This is a genomic window from Winogradskyella sp. (assembly GCF_045105575.1).
Classification (GTDB): domain Bacteria; phylum Bacteroidota; class Bacteroidia; order Flavobacteriales; family Flavobacteriaceae; genus Winogradskyella.
In genome coordinates this window covers 38,220-59,037 of record NZ_JBGCDQ010000011.1, presented here as the reverse complement: position 1 = coordinate 59,037, position 20,818 = coordinate 38,220, and the positions used below count along the sequence as shown (strand labels likewise).

Annotated in this window: 17 protein-coding genes; 7 read left to right on the top strand and 10 right to left on the bottom strand. The window is 34.3% G+C overall.

The features are described 5' to 3' along the window. Window position 1 precedes the first annotated feature (1 nt). Window positions 2-1,129, bottom strand: a complete 1,128-nt coding sequence (locus tag AB8B52_RS03520) for an efflux RND transporter periplasmic adaptor subunit (protein ID WP_406025305.1) — start codon at window positions 1,127-1,129, stop codon at window positions 2-4. A 63-nt stretch (window positions 1,130-1,192) separates the two neighbouring features. Continuing rightward, window positions 1,193-3,103 carry an ABC-F family ATP-binding cassette domain-containing protein gene (locus AB8B52_RS03515; RefSeq protein ID WP_406025303.1) on the bottom strand — a complete coding sequence of 637 codons (1,911 nt, stop codon included), beginning with the start codon at window positions 3,101-3,103 and terminating at the stop codon, window positions 1,193-1,195. 113 nt (window positions 3,104-3,216) lie between these two features. Between AB8B52_RS03515 and AB8B52_RS03510 the strand changes: the two genes are divergently transcribed. Further along, on the top strand, window positions 3,217-3,600 hold the full coding sequence (locus AB8B52_RS03510) for a DUF983 domain-containing protein (RefSeq protein WP_406025301.1): 384 nt from the start codon (window positions 3,217-3,219) through the stop codon (window positions 3,598-3,600). 296 nt (window positions 3,601-3,896) lie between these two features. Here AB8B52_RS03510 and AB8B52_RS03505 read toward each other — a convergent pair whose 3' ends face one another. The 8 genes from AB8B52_RS03505 to AB8B52_RS03470 form a co-directional block, all read right to left on the bottom strand. Further along, on the bottom strand, window positions 3,897-4,940 hold the full coding sequence (locus AB8B52_RS03505; RefSeq protein WP_406025299.1) for an NAD(P)/FAD-dependent oxidoreductase: 1,044 nt from the start codon (window positions 4,938-4,940) through the stop codon (window positions 3,897-3,899). A gap of 113 nt (window positions 4,941-5,053) precedes the next feature. Beyond that, window positions 5,054-5,965: a gliding motility protein GldN gene (gene gldN / locus AB8B52_RS03500; RefSeq protein ID WP_406025297.1), complete on the bottom strand. Its 912-nt coding sequence runs from the start codon at window positions 5,963-5,965 to the stop codon at window positions 5,054-5,056. 58 nt (window positions 5,966-6,023) lie between these two features. Then, window positions 6,024-7,598, bottom strand: a complete 1,575-nt coding sequence (gldM, locus tag AB8B52_RS03495) for a gliding motility protein GldM (RefSeq protein ID WP_406025295.1) — start codon at window positions 7,596-7,598, stop codon at window positions 6,024-6,026. Between the two features lie 45 nt (window positions 7,599-7,643). Next, entirely contained in the window at window positions 7,644-8,276 is a 633-nt protein-coding gene (gene gldL, locus AB8B52_RS03490; RefSeq protein ID WP_406025293.1) for a gliding motility protein GldL, read from the bottom strand. 88 nt (window positions 8,277-8,364) lie between these two features. Continuing rightward, window positions 8,365-9,717 (bottom strand): gliding motility lipoprotein GldK, encoded by a 1,353-nt coding sequence (gldK, locus tag AB8B52_RS03485; protein WP_406025291.1) that lies wholly within the window; start codon window positions 9,715-9,717, stop codon window positions 8,365-8,367. Between the two features lie 159 nt (window positions 9,718-9,876). Next, window positions 9,877-11,043 carry a formimidoylglutamase gene (locus tag AB8B52_RS03480; protein ID WP_406025289.1) on the bottom strand — a complete coding sequence of 389 codons (1,167 nt, stop codon included), beginning with the start codon at window positions 11,041-11,043 and terminating at the stop codon, window positions 9,877-9,879. Between the two features lie 6 nt (window positions 11,044-11,049). Beyond that, complete coding sequence (topA, locus tag AB8B52_RS03475) at window positions 11,050-13,593, bottom strand: type I DNA topoisomerase (protein WP_406025287.1); 2,544 nt, start codon at window positions 13,591-13,593, stop codon at window positions 11,050-11,052. A gap of 420 nt (window positions 13,594-14,013) precedes the next feature. Beyond that, window positions 14,014-14,811, bottom strand: coding sequence for a hypothetical protein (locus AB8B52_RS03470; RefSeq protein WP_406025285.1), 798 nt, complete (start codon window positions 14,809-14,811; stop codon window positions 14,014-14,016). A 248-nt stretch (window positions 14,812-15,059) separates the two neighbouring features. On the opposite strand from AB8B52_RS03470, the gene miaB reads away from it, so the two are divergent. The 6 genes from miaB to secG all read left to right on the top strand — a co-directional run bounded on the left by miaB (window position 15,060) and on the right by secG (window position 20,731). Continuing rightward, window positions 15,060-16,505: a tRNA (N6-isopentenyl adenosine(37)-C2)-methylthiotransferase MiaB gene (gene miaB, locus AB8B52_RS03465; protein ID WP_406025283.1), complete on the top strand. Its 1,446-nt coding sequence runs from the start codon at window positions 15,060-15,062 to the stop codon at window positions 16,503-16,505. Between the two features lie 18 nt (window positions 16,506-16,523). Next, window positions 16,524-17,462 (top strand): hypothetical protein, encoded by a 939-nt coding sequence (locus AB8B52_RS03460; protein WP_406025281.1) that lies wholly within the window; start codon window positions 16,524-16,526, stop codon window positions 17,460-17,462. 85 nt (window positions 17,463-17,547) lie between these two features. Then, on the top strand, window positions 17,548-18,813 hold the full coding sequence (locus AB8B52_RS03455; protein ID WP_406025279.1) for a sigma 54-interacting transcriptional regulator: 1,266 nt from the start codon (window positions 17,548-17,550) through the stop codon (window positions 18,811-18,813). 78 nt (window positions 18,814-18,891) lie between these two features. Beyond that, window positions 18,892-19,395, top strand: a complete 504-nt coding sequence (locus AB8B52_RS03450; protein WP_406025278.1) for an LptE family protein — start codon at window positions 18,892-18,894, stop codon at window positions 19,393-19,395. 3 nt (window positions 19,396-19,398) lie between these two features. Continuing rightward, entirely contained in the window at window positions 19,399-20,379 is a 981-nt protein-coding gene (locus tag AB8B52_RS03445) for a hypothetical protein (protein ID WP_406025276.1), read from the top strand. A 4-nt stretch (window positions 20,380-20,383) separates the two neighbouring features. Next, on the top strand, window positions 20,384-20,731 hold the full coding sequence (gene secG, locus AB8B52_RS03440; protein WP_406025274.1) for a preprotein translocase subunit SecG: 348 nt from the start codon (window positions 20,384-20,386) through the stop codon (window positions 20,729-20,731). The last annotated feature ends 87 nt before the right edge of the window (window positions 20,732-20,818 follow it).

Genomic DNA, 20,818 nt, shown 5'->3' with positions numbered 1-20,818 from the left:
ATTACTTATTCGCTTTAGTATTACTATATGGTTTAACTAACATGCCAGCATAAGCACCAGGTACTGGTTTAGAAATCATTATTGTACCATCTGCAACATCCTTTAAGACCACTTTAGTGTCTGTAAAAAAAATGGGTTTTGCAGGTATAGCATCTAAAATACTATCTTTTAAAACAAATATGGTATTGCTATCTGACAATAAATTACGATCAATTTCTATCGCATTTGGCTCGTCTTTAGCATCTAATTGTGCTTCAAGATAAACCCCTTCCCTTAAATCTGGATGCTTCAGTTCAATAAATGCGGTAATGGTCTGCGTGGTAAGATCTACATTACCATTGACACGTGTTACTTTACCAGTATAAGTGTCTATTCCGTCTAAGGTATTAAGTGTAACTGTTTCACCTACTTTTAAAAACGAGGCATAGCTTTTAGAGATGGCGACTTCAATTTCGTAAATGGATGTATCAATAAATTCACCAAGCTTTTGTCCATTTCTAATCAAAGCACCTTCACTTACTAAGGCTTCGGTTAAAATTCCAGAAAATGGTGCATTGATGTAATATTTAGATAAACGCTCTTCTAAGTTCTTAACGTTGTAATAGCTTGAAACAATGCCGCGTCCTGTAATAAAAAAGTTTTCCTTTTCGGAAGTCATCTGAGGTAACTTAGGTGTTGTTTTCTCTAAATTATAGTTTGAAAGATAGGTTTTCCATTTGCTAAAAACCTCAGGGAAATCGAGTTGTAAATCTGGCATCATTGCAGCGATGTCATTATAAAGACTGCTCTTTGCCGATTGCACGCTGGCGTAAAATTCTGAAGCATCAATTCTAATTAATGATTGCCCCTTTTTATAGGTTTGACCTGGTTTAAATAAGATGCTTGAAGGTCTAAATATCCCTTGAACTTCTGAGTAAAGTTCTACCCTACGTTTAGCAACCAAGTTACCACTAGCAGCTATTACAATTGGTATTGTTGTATTTTTTACGGTATCTACAAATACCGTTTTAACAACTTTTGCTGGAACTGGCTTAGGTTTATTCTTATTAGCAATAAGATGTTTCGTGTATAAAAACGCAGCTATCACCAATGCTATCCCTATAATAGATAGAATGACTTTTCTTAACATAAATGTGGAGATCAATAAAGTGCAAAGCTATCTATATAGATGTAGTAACACGTTAAAAAAATCTTAATTATTGATAGCGTCTAACTGCTCTTGGGCTGCTTCCCAATCTTTCATTAATTGCTCTAATGATTTCTTTTTCTTTTGATAAGCATCAAAAAACTTAGGATCAGATGCTGTTTTGTCATAATCTGTTGCCAATTTTACATCATCAGCTTTAATGTCTTTTTCTAATTGGTTAATTTTAGATTCAACATTACTCAATTTGTTATTCAAAGATTTTACTTTCTTTTGGTCGTCGTAACTCTGTTTATTACTTTCCTTTGGTTTGTTTGCAACAACCGTTCGTTTTTCGGCTTCTCTTAAGTTTTCTAGATTACGCTGGTCCAAGTAAAAATCGATATCACCTAAATACTCTCTAATATTCTGGTCTTTAAATTCGTAAACGGTGTCTGTTAAACCTTGTAAAAAATCTCTATCGTGAGACACTAAAATTAAAGTGCCTTCAAAACGTTTTAGAGCTTCTTTTAAAACATTTTTCGACTTAATATCTAAGTGATTAGTTGGCTCATCCATAATAAGGACATTTAAAGGTTGTAACAACAATTTAGCTAAAGCTAAACGGTTACGTTCACCACCAGAAAGTACGCGCACATATTTTTCAGCTTCACTACCTCTAAATAAAAATGAACCTAAAATATCTCTTACTTTACTTCGGTTAGTCTCATTAGCCGCATCAATCATGGTATCTAAAACGGTTTTGCTTCCGTCTAAATATTCGGCTTGGTTTTGCGCAAAATAACCAATCTGCACATTATGACCCAAAGTGAGTTTCCCTTGGTGCTCAATTTCACCAACAATAATCTTGGCTAATGTTGATTTTCCTTGACCATTCTGCCCTACAAAGGCTGTTTTTATATCTCTAGGTACTGATAAATTAACGTTATGTAAGACTTGTAAATCACCATAAGATTTAGACACGTTATCCATTTCTACTACCACTTTACCTGGTGTTACAGATACCGGAAAGTTTAACGACATAACGCTATTATCATCTTCATCAACTTCGATGCGATCAATCTTATCTAATTTTTTAATTAGTGATTGCGCCATGGTTGCTTTAGAGGCTTTCGCTCTGAACTTTTCAATCAACTTCTCAGTTTGTTGAATCTGCTTTTCTTGATTCTTTTGAGCTGCCAATTGCTGAATCTTCATTTCTTTACGCAGCGCTAAAAACTGGGTGTATGGCTTATTGTAATCGTAAATGCGACCTAATGAGATTTCTATAGTCCGATTGGTAACATTGTCTAAAAACATTTTATCGTGAGAGACAATAACCACGGCTCCGCTAATAGTCTTCAAAAACCCTTCTAGCCAAATAATGGACTCAATATCTAAGTGATTGGTTGGCTCATCTAATAATAATAAATCGTTATTTTGAAGTAATAACTTTGCTAATTCTATTCGCATGCGCCAGCCACCAGAAAAAGTATCTGTGAGCTTATCGAAATCTTCACGTTTAAAACCAAGACCTTGCAAGATCTTTTCGGTTTCGCCTTGGTAATTGTAACCACCAAGAATTTCGTATTGATGTTGCACCTCGTTAAGATCTATCATCAACTGGTTGTACGATTCACTTTCGTAATCGGTACGCTCAGCTAGTTGAATATTAATCTGTTCTAACTTGCTCTCGCACTCTTTTATTTCCTTGAACGCTTCGTAAGATTCTTCTAAAACTGTTTTACCAAAATCGAAATCAATGTCTTGTTTTAAAAACCCTATTCTTAAATCTTTATCAGCTGCAATTTGTCCAGTATCCGCTTCTTGCTCTTTAGATAAAATTTTGAGCATGGTTGATTTACCGGCTCCATTTTTACCAATTAAACCAATGCGATCTCCAAGACCCAGCTTAAATGTAATTTCTTCAAAAAGATATTCTCCTTGAAATGATATGGATAGATTATGGATATTTAGCATAGCTTATTTGAATATTCTAATTGTAATAAACGTTACAATTGTTACAATACGTGGACTTATAAAAATTTATCTTTGTAGTGTTTTAAAAAATGTAAAAGTAAAGGTTTTTAGTTATGATTAGAAAAGGAATGAAACTTTATAGTATTTTGTTTGGTGCATGTCCAAAATGCCATCAAGAATCTATGTATGTTGAGAAAAATCCTTATAAATTATCGGATATTTTTAAAATGCACGAACGTTGCTCGCATTGCCAAACCAAATACCAAATGGAACCCTCTTTCTTTTACGGCTCAATGTATGTGAGTTATGGTGTAGGTATTGCCTTTGCTGTTGCTGCTTTTATTATTAGTAATGTTATTTTTGAATCGTCACTCATTACCGCATTTATTGCTATTATAATTACAATTATTGGATTTGTACCAATCATAATGCGTCTCTCACGAAATATTTGGATTAACCTTTTTATCAGTTTTGATAAGACTGCTTTGAAAAAGTAATTTTGTCTTTGTAAGTTAATGGTTCAAAAGGAATTTTTAATGTTGAAGATCAAGTTGCAGAGGTCAGTAGTTAAATACCTACTAATATTTAATAGTAATTAATTGATTATATAATAATTGAATTATTAATTGTTGTCTGTTCGAGCGCAGTCGAGAACTATTGATGTGTTTTTTGTAGGTTTCGACTGCGCTCAACCAAACAGTAGCTCATTAATTATCAATTTCCATAAGTAATAATCTACTAAGCGCTATCAATTTGAATATGTATTTTCCAAGAGTGAACTCTGAACTCCAAACTAACGAAACCTAACAATATCAATCTCAGAATTCAAAGCTTTGTTGTTTTCTATGAATTGAAATAATGCATTGGCCACATAAGGTGCAATCATTACTCCTCTTGTACCTAAACCATTTAAAACATAAAGATTTTGGTGTTCCTCGTGTCTTCCGACTAAAGGTCGTCGGTCTTTTGTTGTCGGTCTAACACCAGCCACATGCTTTACTACTTTAAAATCGCATTTTATGAAGGTTTTCACCTTTGTGAGTAACTCTTCCTTTGCCTTATCAGTAGGTGTGTTTGATTTATCGTCATTGTTGTAGGTGGACCCAACGTTATACAAACCGTTACCAAGTGGAATCACAAACACCGAAGATTTTATAGCGTAATCAATTTTTAAATCTGGTGCTTCAATCGTAAGTATTTCTCCTTTAGAACCATTGAGCGGAATATCATTAAAAAATGGATTGTGTTTTACACCAAAACCTTCTGCGAATATCACCTGCTTCCCATGATAGTTGTTATAACCTACAGCGTCATTATTGAATTGCATCTTATGATGCTCAAAAGTAGATTCCTCTAACCAATCCTGCTGCTTTAAAAACTGTTTATAATTGGTTATTAGCATTTCGGTATCTACACGACCTGCGTGCAGGACTTCACCAAATTGGAAAGCTGCATCAATATGTAAATTGGTGTTTTTAATAAGCTTTGTAGAAATAAACGGTTCGAGATTGGGTTTATCGGAAGCTGTAAACCATTTGTTTTGTTCTTCTATTGAGGTGAAACGTCTTAGGATTCTGAGTTTATAGTCTACCTTAATATCTAATTCTTTTTCAATTTTAGCATAGACTGGTAATGCTAATGTCAGTTGCTCTTTTGCTTTCCAAACTTCTGAAAATCGTTTTAATATGACAGGATTATAAAGTCCCGCTGCAACAATAGATGATTTTTGAGAGGCATCATCAAAGACTACAAATGATTTATGGTTGGCTCTTAATTGCTCACAAAAAGCAATACTTGCTAACCCACAACCTACAATGATATAATCTACGTTTTTCATTAAAACAAAAGTAGTAACTATTTATTGACAACAAACATGCACATAGAGTGTTTCATACAAAAAAAACGCCCACTTAAAAAGTGAGCGTTTATATATTTTATGTTAGAGGCTAACTAGTAGCTCCACATATCTTGTTCAAAGTTTCTGATTTTATCTTTGATACGTTCTGACTCAAGCAATTGCATTAATGCATTTTCGGCAACATATTCTTTTACCTCTCTATCACCATAAACATTTTCTTCTTTATAAATAACACTACTAAAACGTCTGCTATTTAATAAATGATCGAATGATAATGGCACTGCACTATTCTTGTTGTTAAAAGCCTTTGCTTCATGAAGAATATCTCTTAATTCAGGATAAAATACCCAAAACAAACCAATTGGTTCTTTATTAGATTCATCATCAGAATCTATAAAGTTCACATCTGGTGCTGCTGGTGCAATACCTAAGATACGATACTTTAATTCACCTTGACGCTTATCAAAATACCACAATCCTTTTACTAGGTAAGAATTGATATCTGCTGCACCAATTTCACGACGAATCACAAATTCTTCTGGTACTTTAGATGTATCTGAAACACCTTCTGCATTCATCCATTCAATTCCTTCATCAGTAATCTCCTCCTTTTTTAATGAAGGGGCTAAATCTTCCATAGTACGTTCTTCAGTAAAATACGAATCCGCATAGACTTTAGGTATGGTACCATCGTTGATATTATTCATCAAAACTTTATACAATGACTGTCGGTCATCACCTAAATTTTCTTCAATAGGAAAATACAAAGGAAAGTTAGCACGCTCGTCTAAAACAATCTTTTCCCAAGTCATTTTAGAAAATAAGATATCTCTATCACCAACATATCCATATTCTAAAGGCTTATCGTTATCTAGGAGTAACTGCGCTTCAGTTTTCATACCAATTTCTTCTGGTATTTTTGCGTTTAGGACATTAGCTTGAGCAAACATTGCATTTGCGGCTAACAGACCTATTCCGATACATAAAAAGCTTTTTAATTTCATCTTATTATTTTATTACAATTTGGGATTTTCTTTTACAGTAACTTTTGTTGATTATGGCTTAGTTGGTTACTTCTACAGCTACAGGTGATACACCTTTTAATCTGTATTTAGCATTACCAGTTATCTTCGCCTGAATATCAAAAATTGTGACTACATCACCTTTACGTGCTCTACCAATGGCAGATTTCGCTTGGCTATTCATTTTAGTACCTGCAACAGCAACTGTTGGCTGACCAGGAACTTTTATTTTAAACGATGTAACGTTGATTGGTAAATCGAACACGAAATCATTTAATTCTGCACCAATAGTACCAATCTCTAAATTACGCTTTGGTAATTTTACAATACCATCCTTACCAGAAATTGTTCCGGTCGGTTTTGGAATATCTTTAATTCTAAACGTTTGCTGATCGCTTGCTCTAGAACCGTCATCTAAAGTAGCAGACACATTAATAGTGACTTCTCTACCAGTACCTGGGTTCATAACATATTTACCAGTACCTGAAGCTTTAGATAAACCTGAACCACTAGCAGACACTTTATTATCTGGTACTCCAGCAAAAGAAATCGTCATTGGATTAGCAACACCACGATAAACAACGTTCATCTTGTCTGCAGATATTGTTGCAGAGTTTGGTCTTGGCACTACCACATAGTTTCCTATAATTGGAATATCTAATGGCTTACCATCTTCTAAGAATGTAAACTGACCTTCAATACTTTGTTCACCAACATTACCTACAGTAAAATCTAATTTTGCCGCACCTGTTGAATCAATATTTTTCGTTAAATCAATCTCTTGACCTTGCACAACCAATTTTGTAGGTGTTACGTTAGCATATTTTCCTAATACGACACGTCCTTGGAATTTTTCACCTGCAAAAAACGCAGACTTATCAGCTAAAACAATAGCTTGATAGTTTTTTAATGATGTTGCTGAGCTAACAAGGTTACCAAGAAATCCATTATAGATATTGGTTTCTGTAGCCTTAACATCATTTTGCATTGCTGTTAACTTGGTATAAGACGCAATTGCTGGGAAACCTTGAAAATGATAATCTAACCATTTCTTTTTAACTCCTTCACCGTCAACTATAGGCTCCAAAGAAAAACGCTTTTCAAAACCATCGATAACTGGTTGCCACTTTCCTTCACTTGGAATTACAGCCTTGATATCATTTTTATACTTCTCAATTGCGGCAACAATCTCGTCACCTCTTTTAGTATAACGGTCTCCTGTAAACCAAAGTTCATTCAGCTTATCGCCTTTATCCATTGCTTCATAAGGAAGCTCGCCGTTTTCTTCTCTCTCATACTTACCAGCTAGTACAATATCTTTTTCTTTTACAGTTTCTAAAAACTTATAAAACTCATCGGATATAATACTAATTTGCTTTGCTTTCTGATTTGCTGCTGCAAACGATTCTGGCTTTTCTTCTGCTTGTGAATTTAATTGTTGTAAAATTCCCGAGTTAGCAGTTGTTGCCAATTCATTTGCGTCAACAAATTTTGTGTTCATTAAACCGAATGCAGATAATACTTCTTTTGACATGGTCATTGCGATCATCGCAATAAATACCAAATACATTAGGTTAATCATTTTTTGCCTTGCGGACTGTTTTCCTCCTGCCATTTCTAACTAGTTTTTAATTATTAATTATATGATTATAAAAACCAATTAGTTTTTGTTCATTGCAGATAACATACCACCATATACACCATTTAAAGATGATAAGTTAGACGCTAAGGATTGCATTTGTTCTTTTAACTTAGTTGCATTTTCAACAGCTTCTTCGTTAATAGCTGCTTGACGGTTTGCACTTTCCATCTGTACTTTGTAAAGGCTATTTAAAGATTCCATTTGCGCTGCTGCTAATGACATTTCTTCACTGTATTTTTTCTGCGCTTGCATACCATCTATAGTTGGAGAAATACCTTTTGCTGCACCTTCAAAGTTTTTAATGCTATCGCCTAAGCTCGCCATAAGCGCACCATCAATTTTAGCATCTTTTAATAAATTGTCTAATTTTTTAGATAATAAACCTTCAGCATCTTTAGGTGCTTCAATTTTCTTTTTACCACCTACTGATTGACCACCAGCTAATTCTGGATATACTAAAGACCAATCTAAATCGTCTCCTTGTTTTTCGAAAGCTGATATTGTAAATACAATAGCTTCAACAATCATACCTATAGTAAGAATAAGCGATCCATAAGGCCAGTGTTGAATTTTGAATAATGCTCCAATAATTACAATTGCTGCTCCTAGTCCATAGACCATATTCATCGTTGATAATTTCTTTTTTGCCATGATTTTAATTTTTTGTTTTTGATGGAGCTTCTGGTTAAGTTTTGCTCGATCTGGATTAATATTTAGTTTAAGTTAAGTTTTAATTTTTTTAGTTTGTTGCTGCGTTTTTAGTGACCTCAGTTCCCATATAATCTTGAACTGTTCTAAAACCGATATAGCTTCGTGCAGAATCTGCATATTCGTAATCTCTAGAACTTACTTGTAAGAAGTAAGCAACATCTTTCCAAGAGCCTCCTCTAACCACTTTACGTGCATTGTTAGGATCGTTTACATTAGGATTGATTGAAGATGCATACTCATAAGATGCAGGATCATAAGAACCGTTTACCCATTCTGATACATTACCTGCCATGTTGTACAAGTTAAAATCATTAGGATCGTAAGCATCAGCTTCAACCGTATATAAAGCTTGATCTGCTGCATAATCACCTCTTAAAGGTTTAAAGTTAGCCATGAAACAACCTCTATCATTCTTAGTGTAAGGCCCTCCCCAAGGATACGTTGCTCCTTGCAAACCTCCACGTGCTGCGTATTCCCATTCTGCCTCAGATGGCAATCTGTATGAGTTTACGGCATGTCTTCCTCTTTTCTTTCTATCAGCATTATGATATAAAGTTCTCCACTGACAGAACGCTTGTGCTTGTTTCCAAGACACACCTACTACAGGATATGCTCCATAAGCATCGTGCCAGAAATAATCGTTGTGCATTGGCTCATTATATGAATAAGCGAAATCTCTAATCCAAGCGGTAGTATCTGGATAAATTTCCACTTCTTGCTGTACAATAACTTCAGAACGCTTTAAGCCTCTGTTTTTAGCCGCCTTAGCAATTTCCATGTATGTATACTGAAATTTGAATTGCTTCACATCCCAAGTACGTTGTCCATTATAAGATTCTTCTAAAGGCAAATACATACCATCCATAACCTCTGCATACAATTCGTCTGGATAATCATCCGTATTGTAATACAATTCTACATCACGATTAATTTTACGTTGCTCATTACCATAAGTATTGACCATGTAACTCTCGTAAGCATTAAGATTATTTGGATCTGAATCTAAATAAGCAAACTCACCAATGTCTCCACTGCCAGCTGTCTTACCTTCTAAATCAGCCATCTCAGCTAATTTTAATCTTAATGTTGAATCTCTTACCCATTCCACAAATTGACGATATTCGCTATTTGTGATTTCGGTTTCGTCCATATAAAATGCACGAACTGTCGCTGTCTTGGTTGGAGCATCTTGTACGCCAGCTAAATCATCATCTGATTTACCCATAATAAAAGCTCCACCAGGTACTAATGTCATTCCGTAGGGCTTTTCGGGATGCCACGCTTTACCTTTTACACCTACTAACTGTCCTCGATCTCCAGAATTACAACTGGCTACCAAAACTAGTACTGCGGTTAATAAAATAAACTTCTTAATATTCATAGTAACTATAGGTTAAATTAGTCCTTATTATTTTTGAGGTCGTAAACATATTTATATAATTCCGAATAAACAACTTTTTTTGTATTTTTTTTGCATTTCACCCTTAAAAAAGGCATTTCATCGATTAAAAAACTGTTAAAATCAGATAAAGTGCACAATTTAAAAGCTATTCTTCCTGTAGGCTTTATACCAGCGTTCTGGTATTTCACCTTGGGTTGCATGCACATAATCGGAATGCATGCAAGGTAATAACGTGTGCTTTTTTAATTTATTATTAACGTTTGGTAAAAATGGAATTTCTATCCACCATCGACCCGTTTTTAAACTCTTATAGAAAATTAATTCGTCATCTTCTACTAAGACGTTATACTTTTGATACTGATTTTCGTTATTAAATTCGTCATCTTTCACTCTACAATTCACTCCTTCTATAAAATACCAAATCATTTGCGCTACCAACATTGAAGTCGCACTATCGTTCTTGGAACCATTATATTCGTATATACCAAAAGACGATACCTTATTACTAATACCTGCATACCTACTAATGGCACAAATTTCCTTTCCTGAAAAACCATTTGGAGAATACTTCTGATTATCGCTTACTTCTGCGGCTCTCACCGATTTTAAATCTACAGAGACAATATGAGCATCGCGCATTAAAGGTTCTACTTTATTAATGTCTCCTGAAATTTCACCTAAACGGTACGCTTCAAAATATAACTTCTCTATAAGATCTATTTCTTCTTGGGAATTAAAATAGGTTTGATAGCCAATAGTAGAGTAATTGAATAAATTATAAGGCTCTTCAACAATCACCTTACCAACGTAGCTATTATTTTTTATAGGAAGATTAGCATCTCCTAAATCGAAGTTAGTATCCACACTCACAATATTTACCATTGGTAATATAGAATCGTAAGCACGATAATTAGCATAAGTTAAATCTTGACTCCCTCCTAAGATAATTGGAATGATATTTTTTTCGACTAAAACTGAAATTGCCGTACGAATTGCAAAATAGGTGTCTTCTACAGTCTCACCTGGCTCAATATCTCCAAGATCGGCAAGTGTTGTATGCCAATTACCAGGAAATAATGTGTAGAGTGTTTTTCGGATGGAATCGAAGTTGATAGTATTACCAATGAAATTAACATCGTTTCTATTTTCTTTAACTCCTATAATTGCCATTTGTACATCTTCCAAATCTGGAATACCATTTTGACGCGAATGTACTTTGATTTTTTTCCCTAGCGCTTGCAGCGCTGTTAGTTCGTTATGAGCTAAAACCGCATCTGATATAGGCGTAAGAAAATTAAAATTCATAGTGGATTACTTCTTTTTAGTAGCGACTTTCTTTTTAGCTGTTGTTTTTTTCGGAGCGGCTTTCTTTGTCGTTTTCTTTTTTGTTGCCTTCTTTTTAGGCGCATTCTTTTCGAGTAATGCTTCTGCTTTGGCTAAAGTCATTTTACTCACGTCAACTGTTTTAGCCAACTCTACTTTTTGCTTTCCCTTTATAATATTGTGTCTTCCCCATCTTGCTTTCTCAACTCTTACACCTTCATCTTCCCAATTGTGGATGACCTTATCAATTTCTTTCTGAATTTTCTCGTCAATTAAAGTCACGATATCTTCCTCAGAGAGATTATCCCAATCGTACTTTTTATTAACATTGATGAATAAGTTGTTCCACTTTATAAATGGTCCAAAACGACCTTTACCTTTAGTCACCTCTAAATCCTGATACATATATATAGGAGCATCGGCTAATTCCTTTTCTTTAATGTAAACTAGCGCTTCGTCTAATTCTACACTCAAAGGATCGACACCTTTTGGTAAGGACACGAATTTTTTACCAAACTTTATATACGGCCCAAAACGGCCGTTATTCACCTCAACTTCTTCTTCTTTATAATGTCCTAAAGCTTTTGGAAGTTTAAATAAGTCCATAGCTTCTTCAAACGTAATAGAACTTAATTGTTGATCTGGTGATAAACTGGCAAACTGAGATTTTTCTTCATCATCTGGTGTCCCTAATTGCACTAATGGTCCAAATTTACCCAAACGCACCAAAACGGTTCTTCCTGTTTTTGGATCTGTCCCTAAGATACGTTCGCCAGATTCGCGTTCCGCATTTTCTTGCACATCTTCAACTTGTGGATGAAAGCCTTTGTAAAAATCTTTCATCATTTCTCTCCAATCTTCTTTTCCTTCTGCAATATCATCGAAACTCGCTTCGACTTTTGCTGTAAAATTATAATCGAGAATACTTTCAAAATGATTGACAAGAAAATCTGTAACAATCATACCAATATCAGTAGGTACTAATTTTCCTTTATTAGACCCTGTTTGTTCTGAAAGTGCATTTTCTTTTACTTTCTGATCTTTTAAAACCAGCTGTTTGTACTTTCTTTCATCACCTTCATTTGTTCCTTTCTCAACGTAATTTCTATTCTGAATGGTTGAAATGGTCGGTGCATATGTAGATGGACGACCAATACCTAATTCTTCCAAACGTTTTACTAAGGATGCTTCTGTAAAGCGTGATGGTGGTCTAGAAAAGCGTTCCGTTGCTGTAATGTATTTATTTTGAAGCGCTTCACCAATTTTTAAATCTGGTAAGATACCTTCTTGCTCTGTATCTTCATCATCTGTACCTTCTAAATAGACTTTTAAAAATCCTTCAAAAGTGATGATCTCGCCAGAAGCTGTGAATTGTTCTGAAACTTTCGATGCACTGTTAATTTGAACTTTAAGATTGGTACGTTCTAATTTAGCGTCACTCATTTGAGAGGCGATAGAACGTTTCCAAATTAAATCGTACAATCGTGCCTGATCGCGCTCTGCATTTACGGTATGATTTGAAAAATCGGTTGGTCTAATAGCTTCGTGTGCCTCTTGTGCACCTTTCGATTTCCCTTTATAGTTTTTTGGATTACTGTATTCTGCTCCGTAAGCAGATGTGATTTCATTTTCAGCTCCTTTCTTAGCTTCGTTAGATAGATTAACACTATCGGTTCTCATATACGTAATAAAACCAGCTTCGTATAAACGTTGCGCGTTGCTCATGGTTCTACTTACTGAGTAACCTAATTTACGTGACGCTTCTTGCTGCAGTGTTGATGTGGTAAATGGTGCAGCAGGTGATTTTTTTGCTGGTTTCTTTTGTAAATCTGATATTTCGTAAGATGCGTCAATATTTGCATTTAAAAATTTTAAGGCTTCTTTTTCTGAATTAAAATTCTTAGGCAATTTTGCTTTAAACGAACTTCCGTTTTGTGTCGTAAATTCTGCATCTATTCTAAAAGAGGCTTGTGCTTCAAAAGCCTGCACTTCACGCTCACGTTCTACAATTAAACGTACGGAAACGGATTGTACACGTCCTGCTGATAAGCCTCCTTTTACTTTTCTCCATAATACTGGAGACAACTCATAACCTACAATACGATCTAAAACACGCCTCGCTTGTTGTGCATCTACTAAATTATAATCGATGCTTCTTGGATTTTCTATCGCTTTTTGTATCGCAGTTTTTGTAATCTCGTGAAAAACGATACGTTTCGTCTTGTCTTTATCTAATTTTAATGTTTCAGCTAAATGCCATGCAATAGCTTCACCCTCTCGATCCTCATCACTTGCTAACCAAACAGTATCTGCTTTTTTAGCTAATTCTTTTAGTTTCTTAACAACATCTTTCTTGTCTTTTGAAACTTGATATTTTGGCATAAAATCACCATCAACATCGACACCCAATTCTTTTGAAGGTAGATCGGAAATATGTCCAAAACTAGAGGCTACCTTATAATCTTTTCCTAAAAATTTTTCAATAGTTTTTGCCTTTGCAGGTGACTCAACAATAACGAGATTTTTTGACATTCTTAAATTTTTGCGTTTACAAATGTATGTGAAAATTAAGTTACAATCCTAATTTGGTCGTAAATACACTACATTTTATCGTGGTTTTTGCACTACAAAACACATAAAGAAGCCTATTGAATACAAGCCTTATACTATTTATAAAAAAATATAAATCCTTATTAGGTCCTGTTTTTAAACAGTCTTCATTTACAACGGCATTGGTAATTGTAAAAGCATTTACAGAAGAAACCTGAAACCGTTCTAGCTCTATAATGGTATTAAAATAGTATTTCAGACTTGTATTGTCGTTATCAACGTTATTGCAACAAAACACGAGTGCTAACACACAGATTATGATAATTATATTGTCGTTTTCTTATCGTTCAATTAATTGGTTCTTATCGATGTGAAGGTTACAAAAAGCCTATATCTACTATGTTATTCAATGGTTAATTGCTCAATACGTTTTAATTGATCGTTATTATCATCAAAGCCGACCACGTCCTTGTAAATAAAATAAGAAGGCAGATAACTTAAAGACGCTGTGATATAAATACCAATTCCACACATTAAAAAACCAAATATACCAGCTAAAAATGCTGAAATGATAATAAGACCAAATGAAATTAGCCATTTTTTATTGCCCAAGTTAAAAGACACTTTCACTATATCAGACACGGATAAATCTGGATTAAAAGCATAAACCACAGTCATAAATGATAATGGTACAATAGCATAAATTAAAGGAAAAAAGCACAACATTGAAGCCACAACAGAAATTAATATCACTGCGCTAGCTAACTTCATCGTTTTACCTAAATATGGTTTTTTAAAGAAGTACAAATAATCTTCTTTCCCTAATTCGTTTAGGTCTTTAAATTGACATATTCTATAAAAAGAAGCCCGTAAACCTAAAGCGAGTGTGCTCATGGCAATAATTAAAAACAAATACACTACAATTAAGAATAAAACTAAGATCACACTCATACCTGCTCCACCATAAGACCCACTAAAATCAGTAGTTGAATCGAGAGTAAAAGCAGTTGCTAATCCTAGTATTACAATCGGAATATAAACGATCATAAAAATTGGTATGGCTAATACAATGTTTAGTAATAAAAGGACTAAACCTTGTACCCAGACTTTTTTGAATAGCTCAATAGATTGGTTAAAAATCGTTCCAAAATCTAAAGCTTTCGCGTTTTCAATTCGATCTAGTATTTGAGAGGTCGTCATCGTTTATCAATTTAGTTAGATTATCAAAAGAACTCTATTTTTATTAGAAAGTCAAGAAAAAAGTCAATCTAAATTCGAGCTAAACAAAAGAAAGCAATCATAAAGAGCACTAGTATTGATATCTTAAAAACAACACTTAACTAAATTATAACTGCCACTTTGTCACAATCTCTAAAATAATATTATCTTTGTATGCTTTTTGATCAAATTACTACAAAGACTAGATTTCCGTGATTACGGGAAATGTTATGGAAAAAATTATAGACGAAAACAAACAAGGGGAATCCTTAGTTATAGCTCATAAAAAAGAAAACAAACGTAAACTATTTATTGAGAGTTATGGTTGCGCCATGAATTTTAGTGATAGTGAAATTGTAGCTTCTATTCTTTCTGAACAAGGCTTTAATACCACACAAACGCTTGAAGAAGCAGATCTTGTTTTGGTAAACACTTGTTCTATAAGAGATAAAGCAGAACAAACAGTTAGAAAACGTCTACAGCACTACAATGCGGTAAAGCGTACCAACCCAAAAATGAAGGTTGGTGTTTTAGGATGCATGGCAGAACGACTGAAAACCAAATTTTTAGATGAAGAAAAAATTGTAGATTTAGTTGTAGGCCCAGATGCTTATAAAGATTTACCGAATCTACTAGCCGAAGTTGACGAAGGACGAGATGCTATAAACGTTATCCTTTCTAAAGACGAAACTTACGGAGATATTTCGCCAGTACGTCTTAATAGTAATGGTGTAACCGCTTTTGTCTCTATTACACGTGGCTGTGATAATATGTGCACCTTCTGTGTTGTACCTTTTACAAGAGGACGTGAGCGCAGTAGAGATCCGCAAAGTATTATTGAAGAAGTAAATGATTTATGGTCTAAAGGTTTTAAAGAAATTACACTTTTAGGGCAAAATGTAGACAGCTACTTATGGTATGGAGGCGGCTTAAAGAAGGATTTTGATAAAGCTACTGACTTTCAAAAAGCAACAGCTGTTAACTTTGCAAACCTTTTAGAGTTGTGCGCGAAAGCCCAACCTAAAATGCGTATTCGATTTTCAACCTCAAATCCTCAAGATTTTACCATGGATGTGATTGAAACCATGGCGAAATACGATAATATTTGTAAACATATTCATTTACCAGTGCAAAGCGGAAGCGATCGTATTTTAAAAGAAATGAATCGCTTACACACAAGAGAAGAATATTTTCAACTTGTAGACAACATTAAACGCCTTATCCCAGAATGTTCTATTAGTGTCGATTTAATAGCAGGTTTCCCAACAGAAACTGAAGAAGATCACCAAGACACATTGAGTTTAATGGAATATGTTAAATATAACTTTGGTTATATGTTCACCTATTCTGAACGACCAGGAACACTGGCTGGACGTAAAATGGAAGATGATGTCCCTGAAAACATAAAAAAACGTCGTCTTAAAGAAATTATACAGTTAGAACGTAAGTATAGCGAAATTAACACGCGTAAACATCTTAATAAAACGGTTGAAGTCCTTATAGAAAAAGCCTCTAAAAAATCAGATTTACAATGGTCTGGAAGAACCTCAGATAATACGGTTGCCGTTTTCCCAAAAGCACATTATAAAGTCGGTGATTTAGTTAATGTGCATATTACAGACTGTACAAGTGCCACTCTTATTGGTGAGGCCATTGATTATTCAAAACTTAATTAAAAGAAAAACAAAATTTATATGAAAAAATTAGCATTAATCTTATTTGCCCTAACTTTAGTGACCGCTTGTAATATAGAACCGCTTGATCCGGATTTAGTAGATCCACAAGGAGGCAACAATAATGGAGGAAACTCTGGTAGCGAAAGTGACGATCTCACCTTAGAACTATACCAACTCGACACAAATATTAGCTTCTCTTTTTTTGGTACTCCTATTGAAACCGTTACCAAATCGGACTTGATTATTGTAAACAATAAAATTGACTCAGGCATTAATAAAGTATCTGTAAGCGGAAGTCCTTTTGTAGAAGAAAATCAAGTAATTACACGTAATACGTCAGGGCAAATTATTAGTGATATTTCTGTAAATCAGGCTGGAGTTACAACTAATGAGTATATCATAACGTATACCAACGGAGTCATCTCTAACATCACTTATGAGTATACTGAAGATGAAGATGACAATTTCAACTATAACTTCACTTACGATGCTAATACCATCACCAGAGAAGAAGTTGGTTCTACCATTACAACAGTGTTTACTGTAGATGCTTCTGACCGTATTATTTCAAAAGCATCTTTTGATGATGGTGTCCCAATTCAAACAGAAACCATAACGTATGATAACAATGGAAATATTACAGGAAGTGTTGCAGTTTTAGAAATACAAAGCAATAACACCTATGTGTATGACAATCAACTCAACCCACTAAAAGTAGTCTATGAAGATAATTACCTTTTAAATTTTTTAAGGGATGACTATTCTGATGAAATTGGGCCACAAATAGCACAATTTCTTTCTACTAATAATTGGAGAGCTGGCACCTTTAATGGTCAAAGCTTCACTTTTAATTTAGAATACAACACCGTGGGAAGGATTACAAACAGAACCATTGCTTATGGTTTTGATTCCGGAATATCTTTTCAAATCGACGAATTATTCGATTACGTGAATTAAACGATTACAAGGTATTAGTAGCACATTAGACAACACAAATATTAATTAATTAAAAAACAATGACCCTTGTTGATGGGAAATTAGCATGGAATCTATTCAAGCCATAAAACAACGTTTCGGTATTATTGGTAACGACGCTAAACTGAATCGCTCTATAGAAAAAGCGATACAAGTGTCTCCAACAGATATTTCAGTATTGGTTACTGGTGAAAGTGGTGTTGGCAAAGAAAGTATTCCTAAAATAATACACCAATTATCACACAGAAAACACGGTAAATATATTGCCGTTAACTGTGGTGCTATACCTGAGGGAACTATTGATAGTGAACTCTTCGGACACGAAAAAGGAGCTTTTACAGGAGCAACATCTACACGATCTGGTTATTTTGAAGTCGCAGATGGTGGCACTATATTTTTAGATGAAGTTGGTGAATTACCTTTAACGACACAAGTGCGCTTGCTGCGTGTTTTAGAAAATGGCGAATTTATTAAAGTGGGTTCTAGCAAGGTTCAGAAAACGGATGTTAGAATCGTAGCTGCCACAAACGTTAACATGTTTGAAGCCATTAAGAAAGAAAAATTTAGAGAAGATTTATATTACAGATTAAGCACTATAGAAATCAATCTGCCACCACTTAGAGAGCGAAAAGAAGACATTCATTTATTATTTAGGAAATTTGCGAGCGACTTTGCCTTAAAATATAAAATGCCAACGGTAAAGTTAACAGATGATGCTATTCATTTATTGGTGAAATTTCGTTGGAATGGAAATATACGTCAACTGCGTAACGTTGCAGAACAAGTCTCTGTTTTAGAACAACATCGTACCATTAACAGTGCTACTATTAAAAACTACCTTCCAGAAACAGGCAGTAATTTACCAGCCGTTGTTAACAATTCTAAATCTGAAAGTGATTTTAGTAGCGAACGCGAAATTTTATATAAAGTATTATTCGATATGAAAAGTGATCTTAACGATCTCAAAAAGTTGACGATGAAACTTATGGAAACAGGAAGTAGTTCTGAAGTTCAAAAAGATAATGAGCATTTAATTCAGAAAATTTATGGTGAAGACAAGGATGATGATTTTGATTCGTCCATAGAAAATTTAGAAGTTTTAGCCATTCCTGAACATTCTGAAGTTGATGATACTACCGAACAAGATACTGATGATAAATATCATTTTGCTGAAGAAATAGAAGAAGAGGAAACCCTATCTTTACACGATAAGGAATTAGAATTGATTAAAAAATCTTTAGAACGCCATAGTGGAAAACGCAAATTAGCTGCTGCGGAATTAGGGATTAGCGAGCGCACACTTTACCGAAAGATTAAACAGTTTGATCTTTAAGATAAATTTAGGAACGTTAAAATAAGAAACACTGAATTTTTAAGTTTTAGTGTTTATTGATTTTAATAGAAAACACATATGAAGCCTATACATTATATTACTGCTATTTTTATTTGTGTCTTAATCGTAGGCTGCAAAGTCAAGTATTCATTTACTGGTATTACAGAAACACCAGACACGTTTCAGGTAAATTTTTTTCAAAATAATGCGGAATTAATAGAACCTGGTTTAGACATACAATTCACTAATGCACTGCAAGATCTTATTGTCAATCAAACCAGTGCAGATTTGGTAAATACTGGTGGAGAAGTCATTTACGAAGGTGAAATCGTGGAATACAGAATAGCACCAATGACAGCTACAGCGCAAAATACAGCAGCGCAAAACCGATTAACTATAGGAGTAAACGTCCGTTATATAAATACTAAAAACGACGAAAAAAGTTTTGAACAACGCTTTTCTTTCTTTTACGATTATCCTGCAAACGATCAACTTACAGGAAGTATTAGAGATACCGCTTTCGAAGAAATTTTTGATCGTCTCACCCAAGATATTCTTAACGCTTCATTAGCAGATTGGTAAATTATGCAACTTCAAGAACTCACTTATTTATTACAACATCCAGAAGCCGTTACAGCCTCTCAAACCGACGTTCTTGCGGCTGCCATTAAAGATTATCCTTATTTTCAGCCCTTACAAGCGTTGTATCTAAAAGGTCTAAAACAAAAAGAAAGCTACAAATACAATAATGCGTTAAAAATTACAGCGGCTCACACCACAGATCGTAGCGTATTATTTGATTATATAACCTCAGCTGAGTTTAATCAAAATGAAATATCAGATCAGATTAAACAAAATTCAGAATATGTAAAAGCTATTGAAGTCAATGCCGTAGATGATATTTCTGTAAATAAAAGCGTTACTATTGACGATGCTTTAAAAGAACAAATTAAAGCTACAGAAGGAGTTTTAGATCCGCAATTATTTGAAGCTAAACCACTTCCTGAAATAAAATTAGAAGATCCAAAAATTGAAGATTCTATTATCGCTGTAGACGTTGAGAATATTACCGTAGAAAAACAACTCAATATTGGCAAACCTTTAGAGTTTGATAAGTCTGAAAATCATTCGTTCACAGAATGGCTTAAAATTACCAGCTTTAAACCCATAGTAAGGGATGACGTTGAACTTGAAGTTGAAATCGAAGATGAAGCTGAAGTTGAAACCGAAACTGGAGATGAAACTGAAACTGAACTTCATCCTTCGGAAGCGAGTCGCACTACTCCACTTGAAGACAAATTGGCTATAATTGATAAATTTATTAATGAGAATCCGAAAATAAAACCCATTTCTGATAATGCGCCTAAACCGAAACTGGTGAATAATGACGATACAGTTTCAGACAGTTTAATGACCGAAACTTTAGCTAGAATTTACCTAGAGCAAAAGAACTATGATAAAGCAATTCAATCTTACAAAATTTTAAGTTTGAAATATCCAGAAAAAAGTAGTTTCTTTGCACACCAAATAAAATTGACAAAAGAATTAAGAGATCATAATACCTAATAACATGAGTGCATTTACAATATTTTTAGTACTAATCGTAATCATTGCCTTTTTACTCGTCGTAGTAGTTATGGTACAAAACCCTAAAGGTGGAGGATTATCATCATCTTTTGGTGGTGGTGGAACACAACAACTAGGTGGTGTTAAAAAAACAGGAGACTTTTTAGATAAAGCGACTTGGTTTTTAGCAACAGCTTTAATTATTTTGATTTTAGCATCTAATTTAACGATAAGTTCTGGTGGCAGTACAGAATCTAAAGCTTTAGATACTAATGAACCAGTTAATATGCCTGTAACTGCGCCTGCAACTGCGGACGATTCAGCAACAACAAATGGTACTGATCCGGAATAACAACCGTAAGATCACATAAATATAAAAGAAGCCAACTTTTTAAAGTTGGCTTCTTTTGTTTTTATAGCTAGAAAACACGTCTGAAAC